General features: G+C 41.6%; 22 protein-coding genes and 1 riboswitch. Of the genes, 15 read left to right on the top strand and 7 right to left on the bottom strand.

Going from position 1 to position 26,978, the window contains the following annotated elements:
• Positions 1–622: 622 nt before the first annotated feature.
• A complete protein-coding gene (locus AB4160_RS07320) occupies positions 623–2,518 on the top strand; it encodes a sodium:proton antiporter (protein WP_303503005.1) in 1,896 nt (631 codons plus the stop codon).
• Between the two features lie 83 nt (positions 2,519–2,601).
• Here AB4160_RS07320 and bcp read toward each other — a convergent pair whose 3' ends face one another.
• Positions 2,602–3,072, bottom strand: a complete 471-nt coding sequence (gene bcp / locus AB4160_RS07315; RefSeq protein ID WP_303414008.1) for a thioredoxin-dependent thiol peroxidase — start codon at positions 3,070–3,072, stop codon at positions 2,602–2,604.
• Between the two features lie 21 nt (positions 3,073–3,093).
• Positions 3,094–3,621, bottom strand: coding sequence for a glycine cleavage system protein R (locus AB4160_RS07310; protein WP_102437160.1), 528 nt, complete (start codon positions 3,619–3,621; stop codon positions 3,094–3,096).
• Between the two features lie 353 nt (positions 3,622–3,974).
• Between AB4160_RS07310 and dapA the strand changes: the two genes are divergently transcribed.
• The 5 genes from dapA to AB4160_RS07285 all read left to right on the top strand — a co-directional run bounded on the left by dapA (position 3,975) and on the right by AB4160_RS07285 (position 10,938).
• Positions 3,975–4,862, top strand: coding sequence for a 4-hydroxy-tetrahydrodipicolinate synthase (dapA, locus tag AB4160_RS07305; protein WP_102475506.1), 888 nt, complete (start codon positions 3,975–3,977; stop codon positions 4,860–4,862).
• On the top strand, positions 4,863–5,963 hold the full coding sequence (gene bamC, locus AB4160_RS07300; RefSeq protein WP_102437164.1) for an outer membrane protein assembly factor BamC: 1,101 nt from the start codon (positions 4,863–4,865) through the stop codon (positions 5,961–5,963). It abuts the gene before it with no gap.
• 312 nt (positions 5,964–6,275) lie between these two features.
• Positions 6,276–7,358: an efflux RND transporter periplasmic adaptor subunit gene (locus tag AB4160_RS07295; protein WP_102475507.1), complete on the top strand. Its 1,083-nt coding sequence runs from the start codon at positions 6,276–6,278 to the stop codon at positions 7,356–7,358.
• Complete coding sequence (locus AB4160_RS07290; RefSeq protein WP_372004081.1) at positions 7,355–10,447, top strand: efflux RND transporter permease subunit; 3,093 nt, start codon at positions 7,355–7,357, stop codon at positions 10,445–10,447. Before AB4160_RS07295 ends, AB4160_RS07290 begins: the two co-directional genes overlap by 4 nt.
• A 155-nt stretch (positions 10,448–10,602) precedes the next feature.
• Positions 10,603–10,938 (top strand): Fis family transcriptional regulator, encoded by a 336-nt coding sequence (locus tag AB4160_RS07285; protein ID WP_102437170.1) that lies wholly within the window; start codon positions 10,603–10,605, stop codon positions 10,936–10,938.
• A gap of 122 nt (positions 10,939–11,060) precedes the next feature.
• Here the strand turns inward: AB4160_RS07285 and fadE are convergent, their stop codons facing one another.
• Complete coding sequence (fadE, locus tag AB4160_RS07280) at positions 11,061–13,508, bottom strand: acyl-CoA dehydrogenase FadE (RefSeq protein WP_102437172.1); 2,448 nt, start codon at positions 13,506–13,508, stop codon at positions 11,061–11,063.
• 240 nt (positions 13,509–13,748) lie between these two features.
• Here fadE and AB4160_RS07275 point away from each other — a divergent pair, with 240 nt between their 5' ends.
• Positions 13,749–14,528 carry a class II glutamine amidotransferase gene (locus tag AB4160_RS07275; RefSeq protein ID WP_102437174.1) on the top strand — a complete coding sequence of 260 codons (780 nt, stop codon included), beginning with the start codon at positions 13,749–13,751 and terminating at the stop codon, positions 14,526–14,528.
• Here AB4160_RS07275 and AB4160_RS07270 read toward each other — a convergent pair.
• The 3 genes from AB4160_RS07270 to AB4160_RS07260 form a co-directional block, all read right to left on the bottom strand.
• Positions 14,511–15,314 carry a DUF3108 domain-containing protein gene (locus tag AB4160_RS07270; protein WP_241901099.1) on the bottom strand — a complete coding sequence of 268 codons (804 nt, stop codon included), beginning with the start codon at positions 15,312–15,314 and terminating at the stop codon, positions 14,511–14,513. The two genes, AB4160_RS07275 and AB4160_RS07270, sit on opposite strands and share 18 nt — an antisense overlap.
• 23 nt (positions 15,315–15,337) lie before the next feature.
• Positions 15,338–15,682: an MGMT family protein gene (locus tag AB4160_RS07265; protein WP_102437176.1), complete on the bottom strand. Its 345-nt coding sequence runs from the start codon at positions 15,680–15,682 to the stop codon at positions 15,338–15,340.
• Between the two features lie 202 nt (positions 15,683–15,884).
• Positions 15,885–16,565 carry a hemolysin III family protein gene (locus AB4160_RS07260; RefSeq protein ID WP_102475510.1) on the bottom strand — a complete coding sequence of 227 codons (681 nt, stop codon included), beginning with the start codon at positions 16,563–16,565 and terminating at the stop codon, positions 15,885–15,887.
• Between the two features lie 260 nt (positions 16,566–16,825).
• Here AB4160_RS07260 and AB4160_RS07255 point away from each other — a divergent pair, with 260 nt between their 5' ends.
• From AB4160_RS07255 to AB4160_RS07220, 8 genes are all read left to right on the top strand, one after another.
• On the top strand, positions 16,826–18,166 hold the full coding sequence (locus tag AB4160_RS07255) for a hypothetical protein (protein ID WP_372004079.1): 1,341 nt from the start codon (positions 16,826–16,828) through the stop codon (positions 18,164–18,166).
• Positions 18,167–18,391: 225 nt separating this feature from the next.
• Positions 18,392–18,491: riboswitch (TPP riboswitch) on the top strand.
• 255 nt (positions 18,492–18,746) lie between these two features.
• The gene (gene thiC, locus AB4160_RS07250) at positions 18,747–20,813 is read left to right on the top strand and encodes a phosphomethylpyrimidine synthase ThiC (protein ID WP_372004077.1); all 2,067 of its coding nucleotides are present in this window, start codon (positions 18,747–18,749) and stop codon (positions 20,811–20,813) included.
• A 2-nt stretch (positions 20,814–20,815) separates the two neighbouring features.
• Positions 20,816–22,633, top strand: a complete 1,818-nt coding sequence (gene thiE, locus AB4160_RS07245) for a thiamine phosphate synthase (protein WP_372004075.1) — start codon at positions 20,816–20,818, stop codon at positions 22,631–22,633.
• Positions 22,630–23,463 (top strand): ThiF family adenylyltransferase, encoded by an 834-nt coding sequence (locus tag AB4160_RS07240; protein WP_372004073.1) that lies wholly within the window; start codon positions 22,630–22,632, stop codon positions 23,461–23,463. Before thiE ends, AB4160_RS07240 begins: the two co-directional genes overlap by 4 nt.
• A 22-nt stretch (positions 23,464–23,485) precedes the next feature.
• The gene (thiS, locus tag AB4160_RS07235) at positions 23,486–23,689 is read left to right on the top strand and encodes a sulfur carrier protein ThiS (protein ID WP_102437188.1); all 204 of its coding nucleotides are present in this window, start codon (positions 23,486–23,488) and stop codon (positions 23,687–23,689) included.
• 2 nt (positions 23,690–23,691) lie between these two features.
• Positions 23,692–24,456: a thiazole synthase gene (locus AB4160_RS07230; RefSeq protein WP_372004071.1), complete on the top strand. Its 765-nt coding sequence runs from the start codon at positions 23,692–23,694 to the stop codon at positions 24,454–24,456.
• 95 nt (positions 24,457–24,551) lie between these two features.
• A complete protein-coding gene (gene thiH / locus AB4160_RS07225; RefSeq protein ID WP_102475530.1) occupies positions 24,552–25,661 on the top strand; it encodes a 2-iminoacetate synthase ThiH in 1,110 nt (369 codons plus the stop codon).
• 81 nt (positions 25,662–25,742) lie between these two features.
• On the top strand, positions 25,743–26,006 hold the full coding sequence (locus tag AB4160_RS07220) for a chemotaxis protein (RefSeq protein ID WP_102437192.1): 264 nt from the start codon (positions 25,743–25,745) through the stop codon (positions 26,004–26,006).
• Between the two features lie 69 nt (positions 26,007–26,075).
• Here the strand turns inward: AB4160_RS07220 and AB4160_RS07215 are convergent, their stop codons facing one another.
• Entirely contained in the window at positions 26,076–26,978 is a 903-nt protein-coding gene (locus AB4160_RS07215; protein WP_372004069.1) for a LysR family transcriptional regulator, read from the bottom strand.

The raw sequence follows: 26,978 nt of genomic DNA, 5'->3' as shown, positions 1-26,978 counted from the left end.
TTGAATTAGTTACTTGAATTGGCTAAATGAATTGCTTGAATAAAAGCAGCAGTTGGTTACTTTGTATTAGTAAGCTGAGCCTGTCACGCCGGGGGGCGCGGGTTCGAGTCTCGTCCGCTGCGCCAAACAGATTAGCCCTTGTCATAAGACAAGGGCTTTTTTGTGCCTGTAATTTATGCTGTTGGGCTTATTTTAATGAATTAGTTAATTGGATTAATTACTTGAATTAGTTACTTCAATTGGTTAAATGAATTGCTTGAATAAAAGCAGCAGTTGGTTACTTTGTATTAGTAAGCTGAGTCTGTCACGCCGAGGGCGCAGGTTCGAGTCCCGTCCGCTGCGCCGAACAGATTAGCCCTTGTCATAAGACAAGGGCTTTTTTGTGCCTGTAATTTATGACATTGAATGTATTTATCTTAAGCTGAGTCTATTGTTCTGCGGCTTTAACGTGAAAATTATTAAGCTTTAGATACTTCCAATCAGCAGGTTAAAAGGTTGATGTTAAGTTAAAAAATTACGGTAGATGTTTTAATTAAGCCTTGCTCTGATGTGTAATTTAGTATTTTATTAAAGATACAAACTCGCGAGCTATATCGCAGAAAATATAAAAAAGGAATTGTCCATGGTAGAACACATAACTGGCATGCTCGCGCTGATTGGCGTGCTGTCTTTATTGTGTCAATGGTTAGGTTGGAAGTTTCGTCTTCCTGCAATATTACCGTTATTGTTATGCGGTTTGTTACTTGGTCCGGGGCTTGGCATTTTAGACCCTGATGCTATCTTTGGCGATTTGCTGTTTCCCATTATTTCATTGGGGGTCGCGGTTATTCTTTTTGAAGGCGCGTTAACCCTCAATTTTAAAGAAATCAAAGATCACGGCCGCATGGTGACAAACTTAGTGACCTTTGGTGCCTTTATAACTTGGGCTTGTATCGCCCCAGCCGCTCATTGGCTATTAGGCTTTGAATGGCCCATGGCGCTACTTTTTGGTGCATTAGTGGTAGTGACAGGTCCAACAGTAATAGTGCCGATGCTGCGCACAGTAAGGCCAAAATCAAACCTTGCCAGCATCTTACGCTGGGAAGGAATAGTCATAGACCCTATCGGGGCAATTTTAGCAGTATTAGTTTATGAATATATTGCTGTGGCGACCGCTGCAGATCCCACCACCCATATATTATTCGCTTTAGGCATGACATTACTGTTAGGTTTTGGACTTGGGGCGCTTGCTGGCTATCTCATTGGCATTGCACTTCGTAGTAATGTGTTTCCTCATTATCTTAAAAATACTGCGGTATTAACTATTATGCTGGGCGTCTTTGTTGGTTCTAATTTGATCCAAGAAGAGTCTGGGCTGTTAACCGTGACTGTGATGGGCATTTGGTTAGCGAATATGCGTGGGGTTGATATTGCGGATATTTTAGAGTTTAAAGAGACTCTTACCGTATTACTGATCTCCGCCTTGTTTATTTTATTAGCAGCAAGACTTAACTCGACCGCGATGCTTGATTTAGGTTGGGGAGGTGTCGGTGTCTTAGTGGTCGTGTTGTTGGTTGCAAGGCCTCTGAGTATCTGGATTTCTGGTATTGGTACTAGTTTATCTAGAGCTGATAAATGGTTTTTAAGTTGGGTCGCACCAAGAGGGATAGTTGCAGCGGCAATTTCTTCGTTATTCGCCATTAAGCTTGAAGCTATTGGGGTTAATGGTGCCAGCTCGATAGTGCCATTAGTGTTTTTAATTATTATTGGCACTGTTGTAATACAAAGCTTAACGGCAGGCCCATGGGCTAAGTTTTTAGGTGTAAAGGCCGATTCATCACAAGGCTTACTGTTATTTGGTGCCTCTAAGTTTTCACGTGAGTTAGCTAAGGTGTTAACGGCTAAGCAAGTGAAAGTGGTATTAGCCGATAATAACTGGGATAACATTCGTCAAGCGAGAATGGCGAATATCCCGGTTTATTTTGGTAATCCGGCCTCTGAACACGCCGAAAACTTTATGGATTTAAGTGGTATAGGTCGAGTGCTAGTGTTATCTCCCTATCGTCAATTAAACCCTTTAGTGAGTTTTCATTTTCAAGACTTATTCGGTACCAATAAAGTGTATGGCTTAAATAATGCCGAAGGGGGAAGTGCCAGACATCAATTGTCAGAGTCTTATTTAAAGCGTTTGTGTTTATTTGGTGAGTCAATTTCTTATGCCAAAATAGCCAGTTACATGGCGAAAGGTGCTGTTATTAAAGTTACTAATATTACGGATAATTTTACATTTGAACACTTTAAACAGCGTTATGGTGAAACGGCGATGCCGTTAATTTACCTGACTAAAGATCAGAAAGTAAAAATTATTTCAGGTACTGAAATTAATGAATTACCAGTCGGTATCGAGTTAATTAGCCTATTGCCGAAAGAGGCGCAAGAGCAAGATATCATCCAACGTAATTTAGCTGAAGTAACAGAAAATGAAGACGCTAATGAGCAAGATGACTCTGGTGAAACTTTCGGCAATACATCAGCTTGAATTTGAATTTGACTAAAAATCAGCAATAAAAAAGCTTCGTATTAACGAAGCTTTTTTTATGGAATTTTTACTTAAGGCTTAAGTTAAAGCGTTTCTAACACCGATAACACCACTTCATGGTGGTTTTTGGTTTTAAATTTATCGAACACATGTACTATTTTGCCATCTTGACCAATGAGGAAGCTCAATCTATGGATACCGTCAGAGATTTTGCCCATGAATTGCTTCTCGCCCCACACGCCAAAGGCATCAGCAACGGCATGATCTTCATCACTGAGTAAGGCAAAGTTTAACTCTTGCTTGTCATTGAACTTAAGCAGTTTAGCAACTGGGTCAGGGCTTAAACCCAATACTGTGACATTATGATTTGCTAACTGGTCTTTGCTATCACGCAAGCCTTGAGCTTGCACTGTGCAACCAGGTGTTGATGCTTTAGGGTAAAAATAAACTAACACAGGGCCGGTTTTTAAAGCTTCAGTGAGAGAGACTGATTGGTCAAATTGATTTTGTAGGGTAAATTGTGGTGCTAAATCACCAAGGGTTAAGGTATTCATTTTATGTCCTTATTTTATATTCTATTTGTCACTGTTTTGCATATGATTGATAGAGCACTCAAGTGATAGTTCTTTTGCCAGTTCATGGATACTTTTTTCAAGCTTTATAAGATCAATTTTTTCCGGCACATTGATAGTAAATAAAATATGCTGCGTTAAATTATCGTCGTCAGCGTGAGAGCGCACCGCAGCAAGATCAAGGGAACGATCCGCTAAGAATTCGGTTATTCGCTTCATGGTGCCACGTTGATCTTGACCGTTAACATTGACCTCGATACGCGACACGTAATTTTGTGGTGTATGCTTGGAAGTACGTTTCATTACCATGAGTAATTCAAGCTGTACACTTAAGCTGGGTAACTGGGTTTCTATCTTTGTTATTGCTGCCCAAGAGCCTGAAATCATCATAATTAAGGTAAATTCATTACCAAAAAGTGCCATACGGCTATCGACGATGTCACAGTCACATTCACTTGCTAAACGGGCTAGACGACTTACTAAACCAGGGCGATCAGCACCCATAGCAGTAACGACCAGATAGTTGGTCATGGATTTTCCTCACTTTTTCGATATCATGGAGCGTAAACTAGCGAGCTAACGCAAAGTTTTTTTGCGGGCACTAATGCTACCATAACTAATGTAAAACCACATAAGTATGTCACTATGAAAGTTAATTCATATTAAAAATTTACTTCTTGGCATAACAACTTAGGTGTAAGATTGATTTCAATGAAATAAAGTACCTAACGTCATGATATAAAAAATATGCTTAGCCATTAAACAATCATCTGACGATGTAAATTTGTGCTTTAGTAAAAATGCATTTGAGAGCCCCCGTTAATGCTTGTCATTAGTTGTAGGCATCAGTAACATAGCGAATCCTGAAACCTTGGGGAATTTAGATGATAAACGGAAGCATCGTTGCCTTAATCACTCCTATGAATAGTGATGGCACAGTAGATTATAAAAGTCTTGAAAGACTGGTAGAGTTTCATATAGAGCAGGGGACTGATGCGATCGTTGCAGTCGGTACAACAGGTGAGTCTGCTACTTTACCCATTAAAGAACATGCACAAGTTGTGTCGCAAACTGTTAAATTTGCCGCAGGTCGTATACCCGTCATTGGTGGTAATGGCGCTAACGCCACTGCCGAAGCGATAGAACTTACCCAATCAATGGCTGATTCTGGCATTGTTGCCATGCTTGGGGTCACGCCTTATTACAATAAGCCTTCACCTAAGGGCTTAATTGCACATTATAAAGCTGTTGCAGCAAGTACTGATATCCCTCAAATTCTTTATAACGTCCCTGGACGTACTTCAGTGGATATGTTGCCTGAAACCGTGGCTGAATTAGTAGCGGTGGAAAATATTATCGGTGTTAAAGAAGCCACTGGCGATTTAACCCGTGTTGCTCGATTACGCGAGCTTTGCGGTCAGGATTTCAAACTTTATAGCGGCGATGATGCCACTGCGAGAGACTTTTTATTACTTGGCGGTGATGGTGTTATTTCGGTTGCTAATAATATTGTTCCAAAAGCATTTAAACAACTGTGTGATGCAGCATTAGCAGGTGACCATGCTTTATCCGAAAAACTAAACCTACCACTGAAAGGTTTATATGAGCATTTATTCTGCGAAGCTAACCCAATCCCTGTTAAATGGGCTGCGCATCAAATAGGTTTAATTAGCCAAGGACATATTCGTTTACCTTTAACTGAACTTTCTGAGCAGTTTCATGGTCAGTTGTTAGAAGCGATGAAACAAGCCCAGATAGAGGTAACACAATAAATGTTGAAGCAAGTCACTCCAATTTTACTTATAGCAGCAGTTTCTGCTTGTAGTTCACCGACAGATCGTCGCGTTGCCAATGGCAATGATGAATATGTTAACGCCAAAGAAGTCCCACTATTAGTTATTCCAGAAGGCTTGACTGAGCCAACTTATGGCCGTGAATACGACATTCCTAAAGTGGGTAACAAAGTTGATAAAGACTTAGTTGGAAAACGTCTGGATATTCGTCCTCCTTTACTGGTCTTGCCTATGTCTGAAGGTACGCGTATTGAAGAAGGCAGTGACAATATTAAAATTATTGTCGAATCAATTACGACCACAAAAGATCTAAAACAAGAAGTTTTTGATAATTTACATGGTTTCTTAGCAAAACATGAAGTACCTATCGAAAACGAAAATTATGACGAAGGTTTTATCGAAACAGGTTGGATAGACACGCAAGACGTCATAGAAACAAGCTGGTTCGGTGAAGACAAAGTGTATTTACTGCGTCAACGTTACCGTTATGAGGTCGATGTGAGTCCTCATGGTCGCTCAGGCAGCATGGGTATTGATCTGATTGAGCATGAAGAAAGCTACAATGGTGATGATCAGCAAGTGCTATTAACGGCAGAAGATAAACGCCGTTACACCGTTGATATGCTCAATAACACTATTGCTTACATCAGCTTAAAACGTGACAAGCAAATTAAAGCTGACCGTATTCAACAAAGTAAAGGTATTAACGTTGATCTAGTGGCTGAAACAGAAACCACTGGCGCTTATTACATTTCAGAAGTTGATTTCAATAAAACCTGGGATCGATTACGTATTGTATTGCCTGAGCTAGGATTCGATATTGTTGATATGAACAGCGCCAAAGGTTTGTATTATATTGTCTTGGAAGAAACTGGCGGGTTCTGGAGTTCATTATGGGGCGAAGATAAGTTATCACTTGAAAAAGGTAACTATCGAATTGAGCTTGTTGAAACTGATGATAAAGATCAAACTGAAATCTTTATTAAAGATGCCGCAGGTGAGCCATTAGAAAATGAAACGATTACTGAAATCTATCGCGTAGTCAGCGAAGCAATGAAAGAAGATCGTAAAGTACGATAATGCGTTAAATTAACATTACCTAATTGTTCGTATTTTAGGCTATCAAAAAAAAGAGACAGTATTTACTGTCTCTTTTTTTATGCTTTAAAAACAGTAAAAATAGTCATTTAACCTTCTATATCGATTGTTTACCAATTAAAAAGCTAAGATTGATCTTAGTTAACCCCGATCCCGTATATTCCGCAAATGTTTCCTGAGTGTGTTAATTGTAAGAAAAGGTAAAACACCTTGATACCAGTATGATGCTGAGTACACTGGCGGTTGGCTAAATCCCATAACATATCGTTTTTGAGTTTGATGAATGGAATCCCGATGAAAAAAATAATAATTCTCCTCGTTGCGTTACTGATAGGCTGGTTTACATACCAATCTATGAAGCCTACTGAAGAGGCCAAGGTGCGTGCTAAACCTATCCCAAACGTTGTTGTTGCTAAAGTGGCGATGTTGCCAGTAAGAGATGAGGTTGAGGCAATAGGAACCAACAAAGCGTTTGAGTCTATTACTATTACACCAAAAATCACTGAGAAAATCGCAGACATTAAATTTAACGATGGAGATGTGGTTAAAAAAGGCGATTTGCTGGTTCAATTACGTAACCGCGAGCAGCTAGCCAAAGTTAAAGCCGCTGAGTTTAAAGTCAGCGATAATTTACGTGAACTCGACAGAATTCGTAGTTTGGTTACCAGTAAAACGGTAGCAGAACTTGAGCGAGATAGATTACAAACCTTAATCGATACGACCCGCGCTGAGCTTGAGCAAGCTAAAGCTGCTTTGGGTGATCGCGCCATTCATGCACCATTTAGTGGTCGCTTGGGACTAAAGCTTGTCAGTGTCGGCAGTTTAGTGTCACCAGGTACCCAAATATCGACCTTAGATGATGTCAGTAAAATTAAACTTGATTTCTCAGTGCCAGAGCGTTTTATCCAACAACTTAAATTAGGTAAAACCGTTGAAGCGAAAGCGATTGCTTATCCAGATCGTATATTTAAAGGTGTGGTCACATCTATTGATACCCGAGTGAACCCTACAACCCGTGCTGTGGTAGTTCGCGCTATTATTGCCAATGACGATGCAGCGTTATTACCCGGCATGTTGATGAAAGTTAAACTGATTAAACAAAATCGTGAAACCTTATTATTACCAGAGTCTGCCATCATTCCTATTCAATCAAAACACTATGTATACACAGTTAACGAAGAGAATATTGTCGAGCGAAAAGAAGTCACAATAGGCATTCGTAATCGAGGTTGGGTTGAAATTCTTGATGGTGTCGGAATTGGTCAATCGGTCATTATCCGCGGGTTATTAAAAGTAAGACCGGGAGATGAAGTCACCACTCAGGCTGCAGAAGCGTTTAACTTTGCCAATGTCGCTGATGTGGAGAATGCGGCATGATCCTCACTGACATTTCCGTAAAGAGGCCGGTATTTGCTTCTGTTATTAGTATTTTAATTATTATTCTTGGCATGGTGTCATTTGATAAGTTGCCTCTTAGAGAATACCCCAACATTGATCCACCGGTAGTATCGATTGATACCAATTATCGCGGCGCGAGTGCTTCAGTGGTTGAAAGTCGCATTACCCAATTAATTGAAGACAGGATTAGCGGCGTTGAAGGGATCAAACAAATTACCTCAAGTAGCCGTGATGGACGCTCTTCTATTACCTTAGAGTTTAATATCAACCGTGATATTGAAGCGGCGACCAATGATGTTCGAGATAGAATTTCAGGGTTACTGGATAACTTACCAGAAGAGGCAGACCCACCAGAAGTAGAAAAGTCCAATGGTGGTGATGAAGTGATCATGTGGCTTAACTTAGTGTCTGATCAAATGAACACATTACAGCTAACAGACTATGCCCGACGCTATTTAGTCGATCGATTTTCAGTTGTCGACGGTGTTGCCAACATCCGTTTAGGTGGCGGTAAAGTTTATGCCATGCGAGTGTGGATAGACAGACAAGCTTTAGCTGCGCGTAAACTGACCGTAGCGGATGTGGAATCTGCGCTGCGCTCAGAAAACGTTGAGCTTCCGGCGGGTTCTATTGAGTCAAAAGAGCGCCATTTTACTGTCAGGGTTGATAGAAGCTTTAGAACCGCTGAAGACTTTGCCAGCCTTGTTATTACCCAAGGTGATGATGGCTATTTAGTGAAGCTTGGTGATGTGGCTAAAGTGCAAATTGGCTCAGAAGAAGAGCGGATAATGTTCCGCGGTAATACTGAATCAATGATTGGCTTAGGGGTATCTAAACAATCAACCTCAAACACCTTAGAAGTCGCCCGTGCTGCCAATGAGTTAGTCGATGTTATTAATCCGACATTACCAGCAGGAATGGAGATTAAGCGCTCATACGACAGCTCAGTATTCATTGAAGCGTCAATTAAAGAGGTGTACCAAACCTTATTTATCGCGATGCTATTAGTGATAGTGGTGATTTATCTGTTCCTAGGCAGTGTGCGCGCGATGTTAATTCCAGCGTTGACTGTTCCAGTGTCGTTAATGGGGACTTTTATTGTTTTATATTCATTAGGTTATACCATTAACTTACTGACTTTGCTGGCGATGATCCTTGCCATTGGTATGGTGGTTGATGATGCCATTGTGATGTTAGAAAATATTCATCGCCGTATTGAGCAAGGTGACTCACCGCTTAAAGCGGCCTATTTAGGTGGCCGTGAAGTTGCTTTTGCGGTAGTTGCGACAACATTGGTATTAATTGCCGTGTTTATGCCGATCACGTTTTTAGAAGGTGATTTAGGTAAGCTGTTTAAAGAGTTTGCAGTTACCATGAGCGCCGCAGTGATTTTCTCAAGCTTAGTCGCATTAACCCTAAGCCCAATGATGTGCTCTAAGTTGCTTAAACCCGCCGGTGAAAGCACTTGGTTAGTACGTAAAGTCGATGACGTGATGGATAAGTTATCTGCTATTTATCAATCGCATTTGGTGAGTGCGATTAAAAAGCCCTATCTTATCGGCGTAATTGTCGTAGTGGCTTTTGCGTTAAGTGGCTACTTGCTTAAACAAGTACCTCAGGAATTTGCCCCTCGCGAAGATAGAGGCTCAATGTTTTTGGTGGTTAATGGCCCTGAAGGAGCAAGCTTTGAGTACATTGAAAAGTACATGGATGAAATTGAAGGCCGTTTAATGCCATTAGTTGAATCGGGTGATGTGAAACGCTTATTGATCCGCGCTCCTCGTGGTTTTGGTCGCTCAGCAAACTTTTCAAACGGCATGGCGATTATCGTTTTAGAAGATTGGGCCGAGCGACGTCCTGCCAGTGAAATTATTACTGATATTCGCGCTCGAATTTCGGACTTAGCAGGGGTCAGGGCATTTCCCATTATGCGTCAAGCCTTTGGCCGTGGTGTCGGTAAGCCTGTGCAGTTTGTATTAGGTGGTCCAAGTTATGAAGAGTTAGCTTTATGGCGAGACATCATCATGGAAAAAGCTAAAGAAAATCCGATGTTAACCGGGCTTGATCATGATTATAAAGAAACCAAACCTCAACTTAGAGTGTCAATTGATAAAGACAGGGCTGCTGATTTAGGGGTGTCAATATCACATGTGGGCAGAACCTTAGAATCGATGCTGGGCTCACGTTTAGTGACGACCTTCATGCGAGAAGGGGAAGAATATGATGTGATCATTGAAGGTAATCGTGAAAATCAAAATACTGCTACGGATTTAGAAAATATCTACGTGAGATCTGATCGAACCGGCGAGTTAGTGCCACTATCGAATATTGTCACTGTAGAAGAGTATGCTGATGCCAGCTCTTTAAATCGCTATAACCGCATGCGGGCGATCACTATCGAAGCAAACTTGGCTGATGGCTATAGTCTAGGTGAAGCGTTAGATTATCTTAATGATTTATCCTATACCTATTTGCCTGCTGAAGCGGTGATTAGTTATAAAGGGCAATCGCTGGATTATCAAAGTTCAGGCAACTCCATGTACTTTGTGTTTATCCTAGCGTTAGGTATTGTGTTCTTAGTATTGGCGGCGCAATTTGAAAGTTATGTGCATCCTATGGTGATTATGCTTACAGTACCTCTGGCTACGCTAGGCGCATTAATTGGCCTATGGTTTACCGGACAAAGTATCAATATTTACAGTCAAATTGGTATTATTATGCTGGTGGGGCTAGCGGCTAAAAATGGTATTTTGATTGTTGAATTTGCCAACCAATTGCGTGACAAAGGCATTGAGTTTGAACAAGCAGTCATTCAAGCCTCATCCCAACGTTTAAGACCGATCCTCATGACCGGTATTACCACTGCAGCTGGTGCTATTCCATTGGTGCTATCAAGTGGTGCGGGCTCTGAAACACGTTTTGTGATTGGCGTGGTAGTGTTATCAGGTATTTTGTTAGCAACCTTCTTCACCTTGTTAGTGATCCCGGTGGCTTACAGTATCTTTGCCCGAAACAGTAGCTCGCCTGAAGCGATTGCCAAGCAACTAGAACAAGAGTTAACGACTTAGTGACAATCTGCTTAAGTGAATTAGCTGTTATAAACGCTATGTTGACTTAAGTACTTCAAAAAGCCAGTTGTGAATAGTCACAACTGGCTTTTTTATGTCTGTATAGTGACAACTCAGTGACAACCCTATAATTCAAAGCTAATCGAAGGTTAACGATGAAAAAATCCGACAAGAAACGTGATAACCAAATTCGTCAGCAGTTAACACTGGTGTGTGATTTATTAATGTCAGAGTGTGAGGGCTTTCAATGGCTCACGCATTCGGTAAACTACACCGCTTTTCCTAAATCGTTAAAAGTGATTTGTGTATTTAGTAATGAGGCGCAAATAACCAAGGTCAAATTAGCCAAGCAAGATGCGTTTATTGTGCAGATGATAAGCCATTATTTACAGGCTGTTTCTGTGGAGATAACTGCTGGGCAGATTGTATTAGACAGTGAAGCGGCATGTGATAGTCAACATGAGGGTAATTGGGCAAAGCGTTTAACTTAAGTCATTATTATTTTTGCTTAACACTAGGGTAATTAGCGCAGCTTAACTTGGGTTTACAGCAAATAAAAAAGGGAAAGCAATGCTTTCCCTTTTGGTATTTTTAGTTAGCTTTAAAAAGTGAGTTAAGCCGCTTTAACTTGCTTGGCTTCACTAACAACCTTTGCTTCAAGCTCTTCAGGGTCAAAGTCATCAACATTGATTGACTTCATACGACCAATTTCAGCTCTTTCAAGTAAGGCCACTTCAGTATCACTTAACACACCTAAGGCTTTACCTTGTGCAGCGACTTTATCTAACCACATAAATGGTAGGCGTTTACCGGCAGCTTTACAGACTTTGTCGTATAAAGGCTCTGAAGCTAAAATATCTAATAAAGTTTGCTCTTGAATACCTACCGCATTGTGCTCTGAAGCTGTCCAGAATTGGCCTTGGCCTAAACGGTCACGACTGGCACATGGCGTTTGCATAATTTTAGACACTTTATGGTCTAATACATCGCTAGGACGTTTTAGTGGGCGACCAAATGGGAAGATAACAGCGCGAAGTGCAATGCCAAGACCCATAGGGAAGTTATCCAGTAAGTCATCTAAAGATGTTTGTAGTTTATGTAGTGAATCTTCTACAGCCCATTGAACTAACGGTAAATCTTCAGTTAAACGACCATCATCTTCATAACGCTTAAGCGTTGCAGACGCTAAATATAGCTGACTTAATAAATCACCTAAGCGTGCTGAAATACGTTCTTTACGCTTAAGGTTACCGCCAAGTGTTGCCATCGCTAAATCCGAAAGCAGGGCTAAGTTAGCACTGAAACGATTCATCTGCTGATAATAACGTTTCGTTTTATCATTATAAGGTGATTTGGTGAAGCGGCTAGAAGTAACGCCCATCCAGAAACTTCTTACAAAATTAGACATCGCAAAGCCAATATGACCGAAGATGGCAGCATCGAAGTTACTTAAGCCTTGACCCGATGTGGTATCAAAAGCAGATTCCATTTCAGCTAATACATATGGATGACAGCGAATAGCGCCTTGTCCATAAATAATCATAGAACGGGTTAAAATGTTGGCACCTTCAACGGTAATTGCAATCGGCGCTGCTTGATAACCACGACCCAAATAGTTATTTGGACCTAGACATACACCTTTACCGCCGTGAATATCCATGGCGTCGATAACACACTTTTGCATTCTATCGGTTAAATGGAATTTAACGATGGCAGAGATAACTGATGGCTTTTCACCTAGACCAATCCCCACAGTAGTTAATGAACTTACAGCATCCATCAAGTAAGCATTACCGCCAATACGTGCCATTGGCTCTTCAATACCTTCTAATTTACCGATAGGTAGTTTGAACTGACGACGAATTCGAGCGTAAGCACCTGTAGCTAATGCAGCTGTTTTAACGCCACCAGCAGAGTTTGACGGCAGGGTAATACCACGGCCTACAGAGAGACATTCAACTAGCATGCGCCAGCCTTGACCGGCCATTTCAGGGCCACCAATGATAAAGCTCAGTGGCACGAATACTTCGTTGCCACGAGTTGGACCATTTTGGAACATACAGTTCAATGGGAAGTGACGACGACCGGTTTCAACCCCTTGAATATCAGTAGGGATAAGGGCACAAGTAATACCTAAATCTTCGGTATCACCTAATAAGCTGTCAGGGTCGCGTAATTTAAATGCCAAACCTAATACTGTCGCCACTGGTGCTAAGGTAATGTAGCGTTTGTTCCATGTTAGTTTCATACCTAACACTTCTTCGCCTTCCCATTCACCTTTACAGACGATACCAAAATCAGGGATCGCGCCAGCATCACTACCAGCTTCTGGGCTAGTAAGTGCAAAACAAGGCACTTCAAGACCTTTAGCTAAACGCGGTAAATAATGATCTTGTTGTTCAGTCGTACCATAGTGTTGCAGTAACTCACCAGGGCCTAGAGAGTTTGGTACCCCAACCGTTGATGCAAGTTCACTACTCACGCCAGCTAATTTTTGCAATACACGTGACTGAGCATAAGCTGAGTATTCAAGACCACCGTATTTCTTTTTGATGATCATGGCGAAGAAGCCTTCGTCTTTTAAGTATTGCCAAACTTCTTGTGGAAGGTCAGCTAGCTCATGTGAAACCTGATGTTGGTTAACCATTTTACACACAGTTTCAACTGGGCCATCTAAAAACGCTTGCTCTTCAGCAGTTAAACGCGCTTTAGGGTAGTTATGTAATTTATTCCAGTTAGGGTTACCAGCGAATAAGTCAGCTTCCCACCAGGTTGTACCTGCTTCAATGGCTTCTTTTTCAGTGGTAGACATTTCAGGCATGATGCCTTGATATACTTTAAGCAGTGGACGTGAGATGAAATTCTGACGAAATGATTTAACATTTAAAGGTAATGCTAAAACTATATAGACAACCCAAGCTAGACTGCCAACAATATCTAATACACTACCAATTAACATTACAACTGCTGCTGCAATTGTTGCTGTTAATAACGACACCCGCAAGTAAGTTGCTGCGCCGAGTACCGCGATCATGGCGATGATCCAAATAAGTGTCTCCACTGTCTTTCTCCTTAAAAGTGTTTAATATTTAAACACCTACAAATTAATGATCCTATTCACAGAACTGACCGTGGTCTGACCTGTATCACATAAAATTAAACCTAACTGGCGCTGATTACAAGTTATTTCAAACAATTGTTTAAAATATTTTGTTTAATAAAAATGCCAATTTTTTTCTGCACTAGGTACAATATAAATTACGTAATATTTTGAGTTAATTATATTTTTAAGGCGTGTTTCATGTGTGAGTTACTAGCGATGAGCGCTAATGTCCCAACGGATATTGTATTTAGTTTCACAGGCTTAGCTGAAAGAGGTGGTGTTACTGGGCCACATGTTGATGGTTGGGGGATCACTTTTTATGAAGGCAAGGGCAGCCGCACCTTTAAAGATGCTCGTCCTAGCAGTGAATCCCATGTCGCTCAGCTCATTAAATCTTATCCAATTAAAAGTGAGATTGTCGTCAGTCATATTCGTCAAGCAAACCGTGGCTGTGTTGCGCTGGAAAATACCCATCCTTTCACCCGCGAGTTATGGGGCCGATATTGGACTTATGCCCATAATGGACAGTTATCAGACTACCAAAATAAGTTTCAAGTAAATCATTTTCAGCCTGTTGGGGACACCGACAGTGAGCTGGCATTTTGCTGGATTATGGAACAGGTGTTAGGTGAGTTTGGTCATACGCCACCCGATGACATGAAACAGGTGTTTGAATTTGTAGCAACGCTGGCTGATGACATTCGAGCTTTAGGTGTTTTTAATATGATCCTAAGTGATGGTGTCGATTTAATGAGTTATTGCACTAATAATTTGTGCTTCATTACCCGCCGTGCGCCTTTTGGCAAAGCCAAATTAATCGATACTGATGTGGTTATTGATTTTAATAAAGAAACGACACCCAATGATGTCGTTACAGTGATTGCTACTCGTCCGCTGACAAAAAACGAACAGTGGCATATTTTACAGCCTGGCGAATGGAAGTTATTTAGGCAAGGCGAATTACTGATTAACAGTTAATCCAGCGTTTGCTTTAGTAACAGCTGTATCGGATTCTATTGCTTGCTGAATTTGATAATTATCTAACTGAATATCAAGCTGCTTACTACCTTTAGAAAAATGACTTAAACGCACGGGTAAGTAGTTTAATTCTGGCGCCATCCAAAAAAAGGTTTGGCGCTTTTTACTTTTTCGTACCACTTCTATTTTTACGGTTTGATAAGTGCCACTGTCTAATATCACTTGTTCTTTGCCGACAATTTTAAATTCATAATCATCAAACTCTTTTTCTTTGACCATTTTGTATTTAAGCAATTCGGGTTGGCGGTACATATCCATTCTAAATATTAATTGAGATACCAAGGGATCGTAGATATCCTCGGCAAAGGGTAATTTCTCTCTTTCGTCTTTATATATGGTGTGGATAACGCCTTGTCCAGCAGCAAAGGCGGTTTGCTCTGTGTAGTCAGATCCGGTGCCGCTACGTTTACTCATATAGCGGATGGGCTTAACCTTGCCATCTTCGAGTTTGAACTCACTATTAAGGTTACGCACATCCGATAGCATTAATAAGCTGATATCGCTATCAAAGCGATAGTTATAGTAGCCATTATCACTTTCAGGCAACTGGTAGCGAGCTTTACCGAGTTCGATACTGCCATAGAACACCCGATATTCAGCAGAGTGAGGGGTTAATGCTTTGAGGTACTCGAGGTTTTCCTTGTCATCAGAAGCGACAGCATTAGGGGCCTGAGACAATGTAATGACAATAATATTGGCTAATAAAGCGGTGAATTTTCTAATCAAAGTAATACCTACCCATGCAATATTTAAAAAGGTAACGACATGACAAGGGTTGCAATGTCAGGGCGCCATTCATATTTTGACAATGAAACCTTGCCTTGGTTCACTTCTACTCCATCTGATCTTAGTCGCTGTTGCTGATTTTGGAAATGAATAGAATTGACTTTAAAAGAAATTTTTCCTTGGCTGTTAATCACTCTATACCAAGGTAAGTTTAGGTTATCGGGGGCGTCTTTGAGTGCTTTAGACACATACCTGGCTCTACCTGGTAGCCCAGCTAAGTCAGCCACTTTACCATAAGCTAAAACATGACCTGTGGGGATCATATTTACAATAAACCAAATTCTTTGCTTTGGGCTAAGGTTTTCCATTGATGGCTTTTGATCAGGTATGGGATGATAATTTATTGTAACCCGCTTTGGTGTTGCGAGTTAAGTAGACAATAGTAAGTATTCAATAGCCAGCTTATGAGTGTTGGTTATCGCTCATGGTTGATGAGCGATACTTTTTGAGTGAGTTTATAACAGTGAGACGAAATACTGACAGGGTTAATACTGTGGATATAAAGCAGGTTTATATGACTGTTAAATAAATACACAAGAAATGAGACAAGGCGCCTGCAAGTACAAATAAATGCCAAATAGCATGATTATAAGGAATACGCTTATTGACATAAAAAATAACCCCGATGCTATAAAAAGCCCCACCTGCAAGTAATAGGTTAAAGCCTAAATCTGACATGCCTTTGATTAAATCTCCCATGATGGTGACACAAAGCCAGCCCATAACAAGATACAAAATAACACTTAGCCCTTTGAAGCGGCCAATAAATAAGGTTTTAAAAATAATACCGCCTAAGGCTAATAACCATATTGCAGTTAGTATTAGCGTAGCACTATCATTTTGAAGGCTAATTGACATTAAAGGTGTGTATGTACCAGCAATAAGCAAATAGATTGCACAGTGATCAGCCATTTTAAAGCGTTTACGCCATAAGGGGCTTTTACTGGAATGGTATAAGGTTGAGGCCAGAAAAAGCATAATAATACTTAATCCATACACAGTGATCCCGATAGTGTCAGCGATATTAAGTTGGCCATTCGCTTTTATTAGCATTGCAATTAGCGCGGCGATACCCGCAAGTACCCCTATACCATGGGTGATACTGTTAGCTAATTCCTCAATCACACCATAGTCTGACTTTGATGTAGGTGTTGGTGCTAATGTTTGATTAGCATCTAACTCAAGTGACATAGTTGCATACAACCTTGTTAAGCAATTTACATTGAGTCTACCAGCAATATTCATAATAGGCCATGACTTTAGCGTACACGTGTAAGCTTAAGTTTGACGCTATGATAACTGTCTGATTTTGTGGGGAGTCGTGTGTCATCGACATAAATTAAATGAACTTAATGGCTTTTTTATCATCTAGTTTATGGTCAGCTTGTGGTTGAAGTCTGATCTAGCACGATTTATATCCAGTGATTCAAAAGCGACAGGAGGCGCGAGTAATGAACCAAGGTGGTGATAAACATTTAACACAAGGATTGGCAGCAAACACTAATTTTGAACCGGGTGCTAGTGGAAATTCGACAGGCTTAAATGGCACACAAGTTTCACATGGACAGCTTTACATAAATGCAAGCCGCCAAGAATCTGCGGTTGAAGTGATAGATTTCTGTGATCATGTTGTGATGTTACAAACGGTGAATGCAACTAGCACTGAAGTCACTAGCACTGAAATAATGAGCACTGATGTAATTAAAGCCCAAACATTACCGCTGATCTGTGGGTTGATCGACAATCAAAATAATCAAGGTCGCTTTTTAAAACAAAATTCTGATAACGAGTTTAAAAAGATACTGACATCACCATCGAGCATTATTGTTGCAGGGCTACATGTTGTGCTGGTGTTTATGCTATTTTCCTTAGCTGATAACACCATTAGCCATTTTGTCGAGATCAGCCGTGAACAAGCCGTTAAAGCTGCGACATCTGAAAGTAACAACCAAGAAATAAAAGCCTACTTTTTAACGGCTGAGCAAATTACCCAGCTAGCTAAGACCCTGCCAAGTGAACAAGCCTTGATTGAAGAGGTCGTCAGTGAAGTCATTACCAATGAAGAAATAATCGATCAAACTATATCGAACAAACAAAGTACTAATAAGGTTGTCGATACAAGCTCAATAGCGCCTGCAGTTGCAACTAGCCCAAAAGATACTGTCAATCAAAAGGCAATTTCCCCAAAGCCTATTGACCAAAAAGCTGTTAACCAAAAGCCCATTGACTACAAGCCCATAATTGAAAAATTGCCAATAGCAGAAGCAGTGCAAGCCGAAACGCACCAGTTCGATTGGTCTTCAGTTGATAGCATGTATCTGCAGCAGCAAAAAGATAGCAGTAACGAACATCTATTTAAGCCACAATTGTTTAATGAAACCATCTCAGAGGCCAATACCATAACAAGCGACAATTTATCGGCCATCAATCAAGCTAGCCATTCCTTTATAAATAAACTCAATCAACAACAAGTTAATCAGCAAATAAGTCAGCAAGCCCATTTAGCGACTTCTGTTAGTGGTGCCAGCACCAGTGAGTTAACCCCTGAAATGGATGATATAGAGTTAATAGTAATAGAAGATAAGCGCCAACCAACTACCCTCAATCATCGTTTAGATCCAAATAGAATTGTTAAGATTGGTGAAACTTGCCATCGATTGGTGGCATTACCAACCCAAATTAACCCTTATGCCGAAGGCTTAGATTTAGGACACCCATGTGAAGGAGGCAAAACAAAAAAAGCACTAGATAACGCCATTCAACAACGCTTATCGAAACTTAAATTACCTTGAACTGTTCAGACTTTCACAAAAGATTTATTTCAACAACATCAAAAATGAATAATATTTATCAAATTTATTTATCAAATTATTTCTGTATTAATTGGGTCTTAATCGCTTGGTTGTAAATTAAATTCATATATAACAGTATTTTAATTAGTGAAATAATTTAACTCATATTCCAATTCGAAAATTGTCAAAGACTTGTATTTTATTAAATAAGCTGACTATACTGCAGCCATCTTGTCGGAGTGCCTTTATGGCTGAGACCGTTTATTCGGGATCCGTTGAACCTGATCAGGCTAGAACCTGCGAAGGAAACAAGCAGTTAATTTGCTTATTTTTACCCTACAGTCAGCAGCAATTTTATAGTGAATGGCTGCGTGGCTAGATCATAAATATTAGTGCAAAATAAAAGATAGAATTAATTAAAGCAGAGTTATTGCTGAAGTTAATTTAACCCGCCATTTGCCGATATTTAAGGTTCAAAGTTAAGGTGTAAATTCAAGTCAATTACAGAGTTAATGTTAACTCGCTCGTCATCAACAATTCTCCAGGCAAGCAACTCTATTTTTTTATTTTGAGGTTGCTTATGTCAAATCGTCGTGAAACCCGCGCTCAAGCGCAAAATTTTATTGAAACCCTAAAACCTTTACAGCACCCAAATTCTGAAAAGATCTATCTGAGCGGATCCCGCCCCGATCTGTTAGTGGGCATGCGTCAAATTCATCAAAGCGATACTATCCTTGGCGGTAGTGAAGATGCGCCCGTGACTGAAGCCAACCCAGCCATTAAAGTTTATGATTGCGCCGGTGCCTATTCAGATCCTGATGCTGAAATTAATGTCCGTTTAGGCTTAAACAAGTTTCGCCAAGCTTGGATTGAAGAGCGCGAAGATACAGAGCAACTTGATGGAGTTAGCTCTGACTTTACCCAACAGCGTTTGGTTGACGACGGTTTAGATCATTTGCGTTTTGAAGCCCTTGTTCGCCCTAAAAAAGCCAAGTCAGGCCGCCGCGTTACTCAAATGCATTACGCTCGTAAAGGCATTATTACACCTGAGATGGAATATATTGCCATTCGCGAGAATATGGCTAGAGAGCAAGTCACTGATGAGATTTTGACTCAAAAAGCCCCCGGTGAAGCTTTTGGCGCTCACATTGGCCAGCCTATTACCGCTGAATTTGTCCGTGATGAAGTTGCCCGCGGCCGCGCCATTATCCCGTTAAACATTAATCATCCAGAAGCTGAGCCAATGATCATCGGGCGTAACTTTTTAGTCAAAGTTAATGCCAATATCGGTAATTCAGCGGTAACCTCGTCCATCGAAGAAGAAGTCGAAAAGCTAGTTTGGTCAACGAGATGGGGCGCTGACACTGTAATGGATTTGTCTACGGGGCGCTATATCCATGAAACCCGTGAATGGGTCATTCGAAACTCTCCTGTCCCCATTGGTACAGTGCCCATCTATCAAGCGTTAGAAAAAGTAAATGGTGTCGCTGAAGACCTAAATTGGGACATTTTCAAAGATACCTTGATTGAACAGGCAGAGCAGGGCGTCGATTACTTTACCATCCATGCTGGGGTACTGCTGCGTTATGTACCAATGACGGCAAAACGTCTTACTGGCATCGTTTCTCGTGGTGGTTCCATCATGGCAAAGTGGTGTTTAAGTCACCATAAAGAAAGTTTTTTGTATGAGCACTTTAGAGAGATTTGCGAAATCTGCGCTGCCTACGATGTGTCATTGTCATTAGGCGATGGTATGCGGCCCGGCAGTATTGCCGATGCCAATGATGAAGCGCAATTTGCTGAATTAGAAACCTTAGGCGAGCTGGTTAACATTGCTTGGGAAAATGATGTGCAAACCATCATTGAAGGCCCAGGCCATGTACCGATGCAGCTCATTAAAGTGAATATGGAAAAGCAGCTTGCCCATTGTGATGAAGCGCCTTTTTACACACTCGGCCCACAAACCACCGATATTGCGCCAGGTTATGATCACTTCACCTCAGGGATTGGGGCGGCAATGATGGCTTGGTATGGCGTGGCCATGCTGTGCTATGTCACTCCTAAAGAGCATTTGGGTTTACCGAATAAAGAAGATGTTAAACAAGGGCTTATCGCTTATAAAATTGCAGCTCATGCTGCCGATGTGGCTAAAGGTCACCCTGGTGCGCAAATTCGTGATAATGCCTTATCAAAAGCAAGGTTCGAATTTCGCTGGGAAGATCAATATAACTTAGGCTTAGACCCAGATACCGCTCGTGCTTATCACGATGAATCGCTCCCCCAAGAGTCTGCCAAAGTTGCGCATTTTTGTTCTATGTGTGGGCCAAAGTTTTGCTCAATGAAAATCACTCAAGAAGTGCGTGAATACGCTGCAAAGCAAGCGCGTGATCAGTTACAAAAGTTGAACGTGCTTGACGCTAGCGAATTTAAACACCTGCAGGCACACTCTAATCACAATGTTAATTCCGTAGACGCAAGTGCAGATATAAGCGTTAGTAGCGGTGTAGATATTCAATCAGCCATGGCACAAAAGTCAGCTGAATTTAAAGCCACAGGCTATGCAATTTATCATCCGTTACCTTCTAAGCCAGACACAGCAACAAGCGCAGATTTAGCTGTTAAGACCACTGCTGAATTAGAGGCTTAACCATGAATGTTTCACAACCACATAGCTTAGAAACCATGTCGCCCATTGTCTGGACTATTGCCGGTTCAGATAGTGGTGGCGGCGCCGGCATACAGGCAGATTTAGCAACTATAAATGACTTACAGTGTTTTGGCTGCAGCACAATTACCACTGTTACTGCGCAAAATTCGGTGGCTGTAACACTAGTCGAGGCTGTGTCAGAATCCATCTTATTGGCTCAGCTAAATACACTTGCTAGCGATTTAGCGCCAGCAGCCATAAAAATTGGCTTAATTGCCAATCAACAACAATTGGTACTCATTGCTCATTGGTTAAAGACATTTAAAAGTCAGAGTTTAGCTAACCAGCTGATCCCGATTATTTTAGATCCTGTCATGGTTGCCAGTAGTGGTGATAGCTTAAATGAGCGCGCAAAAAAGCCGTTAGATTTTAGCCCTTTTAAAGGTCTAATTAGCTTAATTACCCCTAATGTTAGGGAGTTACACACGCTGACTGATACTAACAGCGTGGAATTTGAACCTCAGTGCACAATTAAAAGCCAAAGCCTAGACTCAAGTGATGGTTTTTATAGTGCGGCAGCGCAACTGGTTAAACAGCTTCATTGTCATGTACTCGCCAAAGGCGGTGATGCAGTGTGGCAACAAACCAATGCCAATGATTTGTTCATTTGCCGCAAAGTTCACGGTGTGAGTGACGCTCATCAATATCAAGCTTATTGGCTTAATAGCGAGCGAGTTAATACTGGTAATAATCATGGCACAGGTTGCACCTTATCCACTGCGATCGCGTGTTTTTTAGCACATGAATACGTACTCCATGATGCCGTTGTGATGGCTAAAGCTTATGTATTAAAGGGACTAGTGTGCAGTGAATCTTTTGGTAAAGGCGCAGGGCCTGTGGCAAAAACTGCTTGGCCTGATGAAATACAATACTATCCTGAAATTAGTGCAGTTAGTGGCGCTAAAATTAACAATCTAGGCAAAACACAGCCAGAATCAGCTGCTGGTGGAAAGTTTAACGATGGGTTAATAAATACAGCACAGGGCTACCTAGATTGCCGCTTTCCTGCGCTGCATAAGGGCATTGGTGTTTATCCGGTTGTGGATGACGTGACTATGCTGCAAAGTTTGTTAGAAGCCAATTGCACCACAGTGCAGTTGCGGATTAAAAATAAAGGTTTTAATCAGGTCTCCAATGATGCTCATCAAACCACGTTAGTACAAGATATTAGCCGCGCCATAGCTCTGGGTAAGCAATATAACGCCCAAGTGTTTATTAACGATCATTGGCAATTGGCAATACAACTTGGCGCATTCGGGGTTCATTTAGGTCAAGAAGACCTTGAGTTAGCCGACTTAAATGAAATTTCAGCGGCAGGGTTAGCCCTAGGGTTATCTAGCCATAGCGTATTTGAAATTCTATTAGCTCATCAACTAAGCCCATCCTATATCGCTTTAGGGCATATATTTCCAACGACTACTAAGGTGATGCCGTCAAAGCCTCAAGGCTTAGCAAAATTAGCACGCTACAGTGCATTACTTAACAACGTATGCCCAACCGTGGCCATCGGTGGTATTGATGCAAGTGTTATAACGGATATCAAAGCCACTGGGGTTGATAGTGTTGCCGTGGTAAGAGCCATTACTGAAGCAGAAAACCCTGCCAAGGCTTATTCATTGTTAGAGCAGCAATGGCATCTAGCGGCTGCACAACAACCTCAGCAACAACCTCAGCAACAACCTCAGCAACAGCCAAGGCAATCACATGTAAAATCCCACAAGCCATCAGTGAAACAGCTGCAGTGTGAGCCAGTGTCATGACGATTACACAACAGCGTCAAGCTAATAAGAGTGGGCTCACTTCCAAGCAGTTTATCAAGTATGCCAGTCATATTTTACTGACTGATATGGGTGAGCTTGGTCAGCTTAAATTACTTAATAGCCGGCTACTGATCATCGGAATCGGTGGTTTAGGTCACAGTGTTGCCCAGCAATTGGCCGCCGCGGGAGTTGGAGAACTGATATTGATGGATCATGACAAGGTAGAGCTTTCAAATCTGTCGCGGCAATTACTTTTTAACGAACAAGATATTGGTTTAAGCAAAGCGCTACTTGCCAAAGATAAGTTAGCAGCAGCCTATGAAGACGTAAATATCATGGCAATTGAGCAGGCCTTTGGCGCTGATACAGATGGTGCAAAATTAGTTGAATCTGTCGATCTGGTGTTTGATTGCACTGACAACTTTACTAGCCGCTTAATGATTAATGAAGTTTGTGTTCGTCACGCTACAGGGCTAATTAGCGCAGCGATTTCCGCTAATGATGGGCAATTATTTTGCAGCTCAACTGACTATCCGCAAAGGGGCTGTTATCAATGCCTGTACCCACAAGATACTCATGTTTCACAAACATGTGTATCAATGGGGGTTAACACTGCTGCTGTTCAAACGGTTGCATCAATGCAAAGTTTATTGGGGCTAAATTGGTTAACAGCCGATGACTTAGGCAAAGGCCTGCTAGCGGGTAAGTTACATGTGTTTAATGCTAAAAGCTTGCAATGGCAGATTATACAAATGAATCAAGACCCTAAATGTAGTTGTTGTAGCGCAGCTATTACAGCGTCAACAAATGACGTCAACTCATGCAGATAACTTTACCGCAAAAGGATTAAACATGATTGAAATTGAATTTAATGGCCAACCAGAGCAGTTGCAACAAGCGCCAAGCTTATTAGCGCTAATAGAGTCTAAACAACTTAATCCCAAAGCACTGGCATTAGTGCTCAATCAACAAGTTGTACCAAGAAGTCGCTGGCAGGCCATTCAATGCCAGCCTAATGATAAAGTAGACGTCTTTTCAGCTGTAGCAGGGGGGTGATTATGTTAACCATAGCCGGACATCAATTTGAGTCTCGTTTATTTACAGGTACAGGAAAGTTTAGCGATGCTAACACTATGCTAGCTGCCATTGAGGCCTCTAACTCACAATTAGTGACCCTCGCAATGAAGCGTATTGATCATACTAAAGACTATGATGACTTGTTGACGCCATTACAGCAAATGGGAGTTAAGTTATTACCCAATACTGCAGGGGCAAGAACCGCTAAAGAAGCTATTTTTGCAGCAGAACTTGCCAGTGAAATGCTTGGCACAAAGTGGATCAAACTTGAAATCCATCCAGATCCGAAATACTTGATGCCAGATGCTATTGAAACCCTTAAAGCTGCCGAAGTCTTGTGTAAAAAAGGCTTTATTGTGTTGCCTTATGTTCATGCAGATCCTGTGCTGTGTTACCGGCTAGAGGAAGTGGGCTGCGCCGCTGTGATGCCGTTAGGCAGTCCTATCGGCAGTAATCAAGGTTTAGCCACTGAGCCTTTTTTAGAGATGATCATTGAGCAAGCTAATGTGCCGGTGGTTGTTGATGCTGGGATTGGCGCACCTTCGCAAGCTAGCCGAGCAATGGAGCTGGGCGCAGATGCCGTGCTAGTCAATACTGCGATTGCCAGTAGTCAATCTCCCATAGTGATGGCGCGGTGTTTTGATTTTGCGGTTAGAACCGGTCGTGATGCCTATACCGCCGGACTTGGCAGTGTTACCAAACAGGCAGAACATACTAGCCCGCTGACGCAATTTTTACATCTGTAAGCCAGATTATTCCCTTACAGGTGAATGATTTGGTTTGAGTAATTTAACTTTGAATGCGGTTGGTTCAACAAATTAAGTTAATAGAGTGGCGCACCATGAGTTTTGTCGAGCAATTTAAACAGCTAGATTTAATCGATTTATCAATGCGGATTAATAGCAGCACTGAAGCTGATGTGCAACAAGCATTACAGCGCCCCCAAGGTCATATTGACAGTTTAATCGCGCTTTTATCGCCTGCTGCATTACCTTTTTTAGAAACGATGGCGCAGCGGGCATATCAGATAACCCGGCAACGCTTTGGGGCTAATATTGGTTTATACCTGCCATTGTATTTATCTAACTTGTGCGCAAATGAGTGTGACTATTGCGGTTTTTCTATGAGTAATAAACTCAAACGAAAAACCTTAACAGAGACCGAATTATTAGCTGAAATTCAAATCATTAAACAGCGAGGTTTTGATTCAATATTACTGGTTTCTGGAGAACATGAAACCAAAGTAGGCATTGAATACTTTAAAACCATCTTGCCACTGGTAAAACAGCATTTCAGTTATGTAGCAATCGAAGTACAGCCTTTGGCGCAAGATGAATACGCCCAGCTGGTGGGGTTAGGGCTCGATGCTGTGATGGTATATCAAGAAACTTATCATCGCCAAACCTATGCCAAGCATCATACCAGAGGTAAAAAACAAGACTTTACTTATCGGCTCACTACACCAGAAAGGGTCGCGGCGGCTGGGGTTGATAAAGTGGGATTAGGGGTATTGCTCGGATTAGACAGTTGGCGCGTAGATGCGTTATTAATGGGCTATCATTTGGCCTATTTAGAAAAACATCACTGGCGCAGTCGTTACAGTATTTCTTTACCGAGATTAAGACCGTGTACCGGTGGAATTAGTCCTAAAGTCGAATTAACTGATGTGGGCTTAGTGCAATTGATCTGTGCGTTTCGATTGTTTAACCCCCAGCTTGAAATTAGTTTATCTACCAGAGAAACCCAGCAGTTACGTAACAACTTATTGCCTTTAGGGGTGACTCATATCAGCGCTGGGAGCTCAACCCAACCTGGTGGTTATCAAAATCCCAACACCCAGTTGGATCAATTTGAAATCTCAGATGAGCGCAGCGCGGTGCAAATGGTGCAGCAAATACAAAAGTCAGGGCTTAACCCAGTATGGAAAGATTGGGAGACAAACTGGTATTAGTTTTTAAATTGGTATGCATTTTATCACGACTATTCAATGTGATATAACTTGCTATTAGGTTGTTTCAAAAGGAGTTGTATCATGGAAATAGCATCAAGTTTTACCCTCGGTGTTCAAGGACTGCAACAGGCGCACAATGATTTAGCGCAGGCGACCACGGCGGTAGCCATCCCAGAAACGCTAAGTTCTGCCTCAGTACTAATAACTGCAGATAGCGTCACGCTTAGCTCGCAAACAGCGGCCCTGATTGATGCTCAGCAAGCTATTTCTCACGCCGAGGTTGCAGTAGATGTGATAAATGTCTGGTCTGAAAACATTGGCACCATAATCGATGTCTCAGTGTAGAACTCAATGTAACTTGAGCTGGCATTAATGACTTTGAGTATCATTAAAGCTAAATAAATCAGATATCTATCAAGGCTTGTTTTGGTCAATATCGTGCTGTAATAAAATTAAAGATTCTAACAATTTACTGGCAGGCCCCTGATTATCTCGGTTAGGGATAACCAAAGTTAATGCAATTTTACGACTTTTACTGCCTTTAAGAATAAGCCTGGCGAGCTTACCTTGGCGAATATCATCCTCGACCAAATAAGCGGGCGCCCAACAAAAGCCAATGCCACTTTGTAACACGTTTCTTGCTTCGTGAAAGTTTGATACTGTCCAGCGCTGCTCTGACTTTAACCAACCAGTATCTACTGATTTTTCAGTTGCAGTGTCTTTAATGACCACTTGTAAGTGCTGCGCCAGCTCTGTTTCATCGGCAACAATACCGCACTGGGTTAATGGATGAGTCGGACTGCATACAAGGTATAAGTCTGACTCACACAGGAACTCGGCAATATGGCCTTTTGCAGGAATACCGCAAATAGCGATATCGGCGATGTTATTGTCAATTAATTCTTGTGTGCCTGTGATCACCGAGTCAATGACAGTCACTCGGGTCCCACGGCTATCGGGCCAAAAGGCTTTTAAGGCGTCCACAAGAAATTGCATTGGATAGATGATTTCGCGGGCAATGGTCAAGTTGGGCTCCCAGCCTTGTCCTAAATTGCTCGCAAGTTGCTCAAGTTCATCAACGGTTTGGGTTAAGTGACGTGAGCGCCTGAGTAGTACTTCACCTTGCTGCGTTAGGTAAGCTTTGCGTCCCTTTACTTCAAGTAATTGAATCCCAAGTTGGTTTTGTAGTTTAGCCACAGCGTGATTGAGCGAAGATTGGCTTTTATTCAGCTTTTCTGCTGCTTGGGCGTAACCACCAAAGTCCACTACAGATTGAATAATTCGCCATTGCTCAAGTGTGGATTTTGCTCTATTCAT

It is taken from the genome of Shewanella sp. 10N.286.51.B8 (assembly GCF_041469325.1).
Classification (GTDB): domain Bacteria; phylum Pseudomonadota; class Gammaproteobacteria; order Enterobacterales; family Shewanellaceae; genus Shewanella.
The sequence above is the reverse complement of the archived record's forward strand: the minus strand, read 5'-3'. Positions and strand labels throughout refer to the sequence as shown.

Coding starts and splice junctions, on each gene's coding strand:
- bamC (WP_102437164.1), top strand. CDS start 4,863: ATGTTGAAGCAAGTCACTCCAATTTTACTTATAGCAGCAGTTTCTGCT.
- AB4160_RS07255 (WP_372004079.1), top strand. CDS start 16,826: ATGAACCAAGGTGGTGATAAACATTTAACACAAGGATTGGCAGCAAAC.
- AB4160_RS07290 (WP_372004081.1), top strand. CDS start 7,355: ATGATCCTCACTGACATTTCCGTAAAGAGGCCGGTATTTGCTTCTGTT.
- AB4160_RS07310 (WP_102437160.1), bottom strand. CDS start 3,621: ATGACCAACTATCTGGTCGTTACTGCTATGGGTGCTGATCGCCCTGGT.
- dapA (WP_102475506.1), top strand. CDS start 3,975: ATGATAAACGGAAGCATCGTTGCCTTAATCACTCCTATGAATAGTGAT.
- AB4160_RS07215 (WP_372004069.1), bottom strand. CDS start 26,978: ATGAATAGAGCAAAATCCACACTTGAGCAATGGCGAATTATTCAATCT.
- thiS (WP_102437188.1), top strand. CDS start 23,486: ATGATTGAAATTGAATTTAATGGCCAACCAGAGCAGTTGCAACAAGCG.
- AB4160_RS07230 (WP_372004071.1), top strand. CDS start 23,692: ATGTTAACCATAGCCGGACATCAATTTGAGTCTCGTTTATTTACAGGT.
- thiE (WP_372004075.1), top strand. CDS start 20,816: ATGAATGTTTCACAACCACATAGCTTAGAAACCATGTCGCCCATTGTC.
- AB4160_RS07240 (WP_372004073.1), top strand. CDS start 22,630: ATGACGATTACACAACAGCGTCAAGCTAATAAGAGTGGGCTCACTTCC.
- thiH (WP_102475530.1), top strand. CDS start 24,552: ATGAGTTTTGTCGAGCAATTTAAACAGCTAGATTTAATCGATTTATCA.
- AB4160_RS07265 (WP_102437176.1), bottom strand. CDS start 15,682: ATGGAAAACCTTAGCCCAAAGCAAAGAATTTGGTTTATTGTAAATATG.
- bcp (WP_303414008.1), bottom strand. CDS start 3,072: ATGAATACCTTAACCCTTGGTGATTTAGCACCACAATTTACCCTACAA.
- AB4160_RS07260 (WP_102475510.1), bottom strand. CDS start 16,565: ATGTCACTTGAGTTAGATGCTAATCAAACATTAGCACCAACACCTACA.
- AB4160_RS07220 (WP_102437192.1), top strand. CDS start 25,743: ATGGAAATAGCATCAAGTTTTACCCTCGGTGTTCAAGGACTGCAACAG.
- AB4160_RS07295 (WP_102475507.1), top strand. CDS start 6,276: ATGAAAAAAATAATAATTCTCCTCGTTGCGTTACTGATAGGCTGGTTT.
- AB4160_RS07275 (WP_102437174.1), top strand. CDS start 13,749: ATGTGTGAGTTACTAGCGATGAGCGCTAATGTCCCAACGGATATTGTA.
- thiC (WP_372004077.1), top strand. CDS start 18,747: ATGTCAAATCGTCGTGAAACCCGCGCTCAAGCGCAAAATTTTATTGAA.
- AB4160_RS07285 (WP_102437170.1), top strand. CDS start 10,603: ATGAAAAAATCCGACAAGAAACGTGATAACCAAATTCGTCAGCAGTTA.
- AB4160_RS07320 (WP_303503005.1), top strand. CDS start 623: ATGGTAGAACACATAACTGGCATGCTCGCGCTGATTGGCGTGCTGTCT.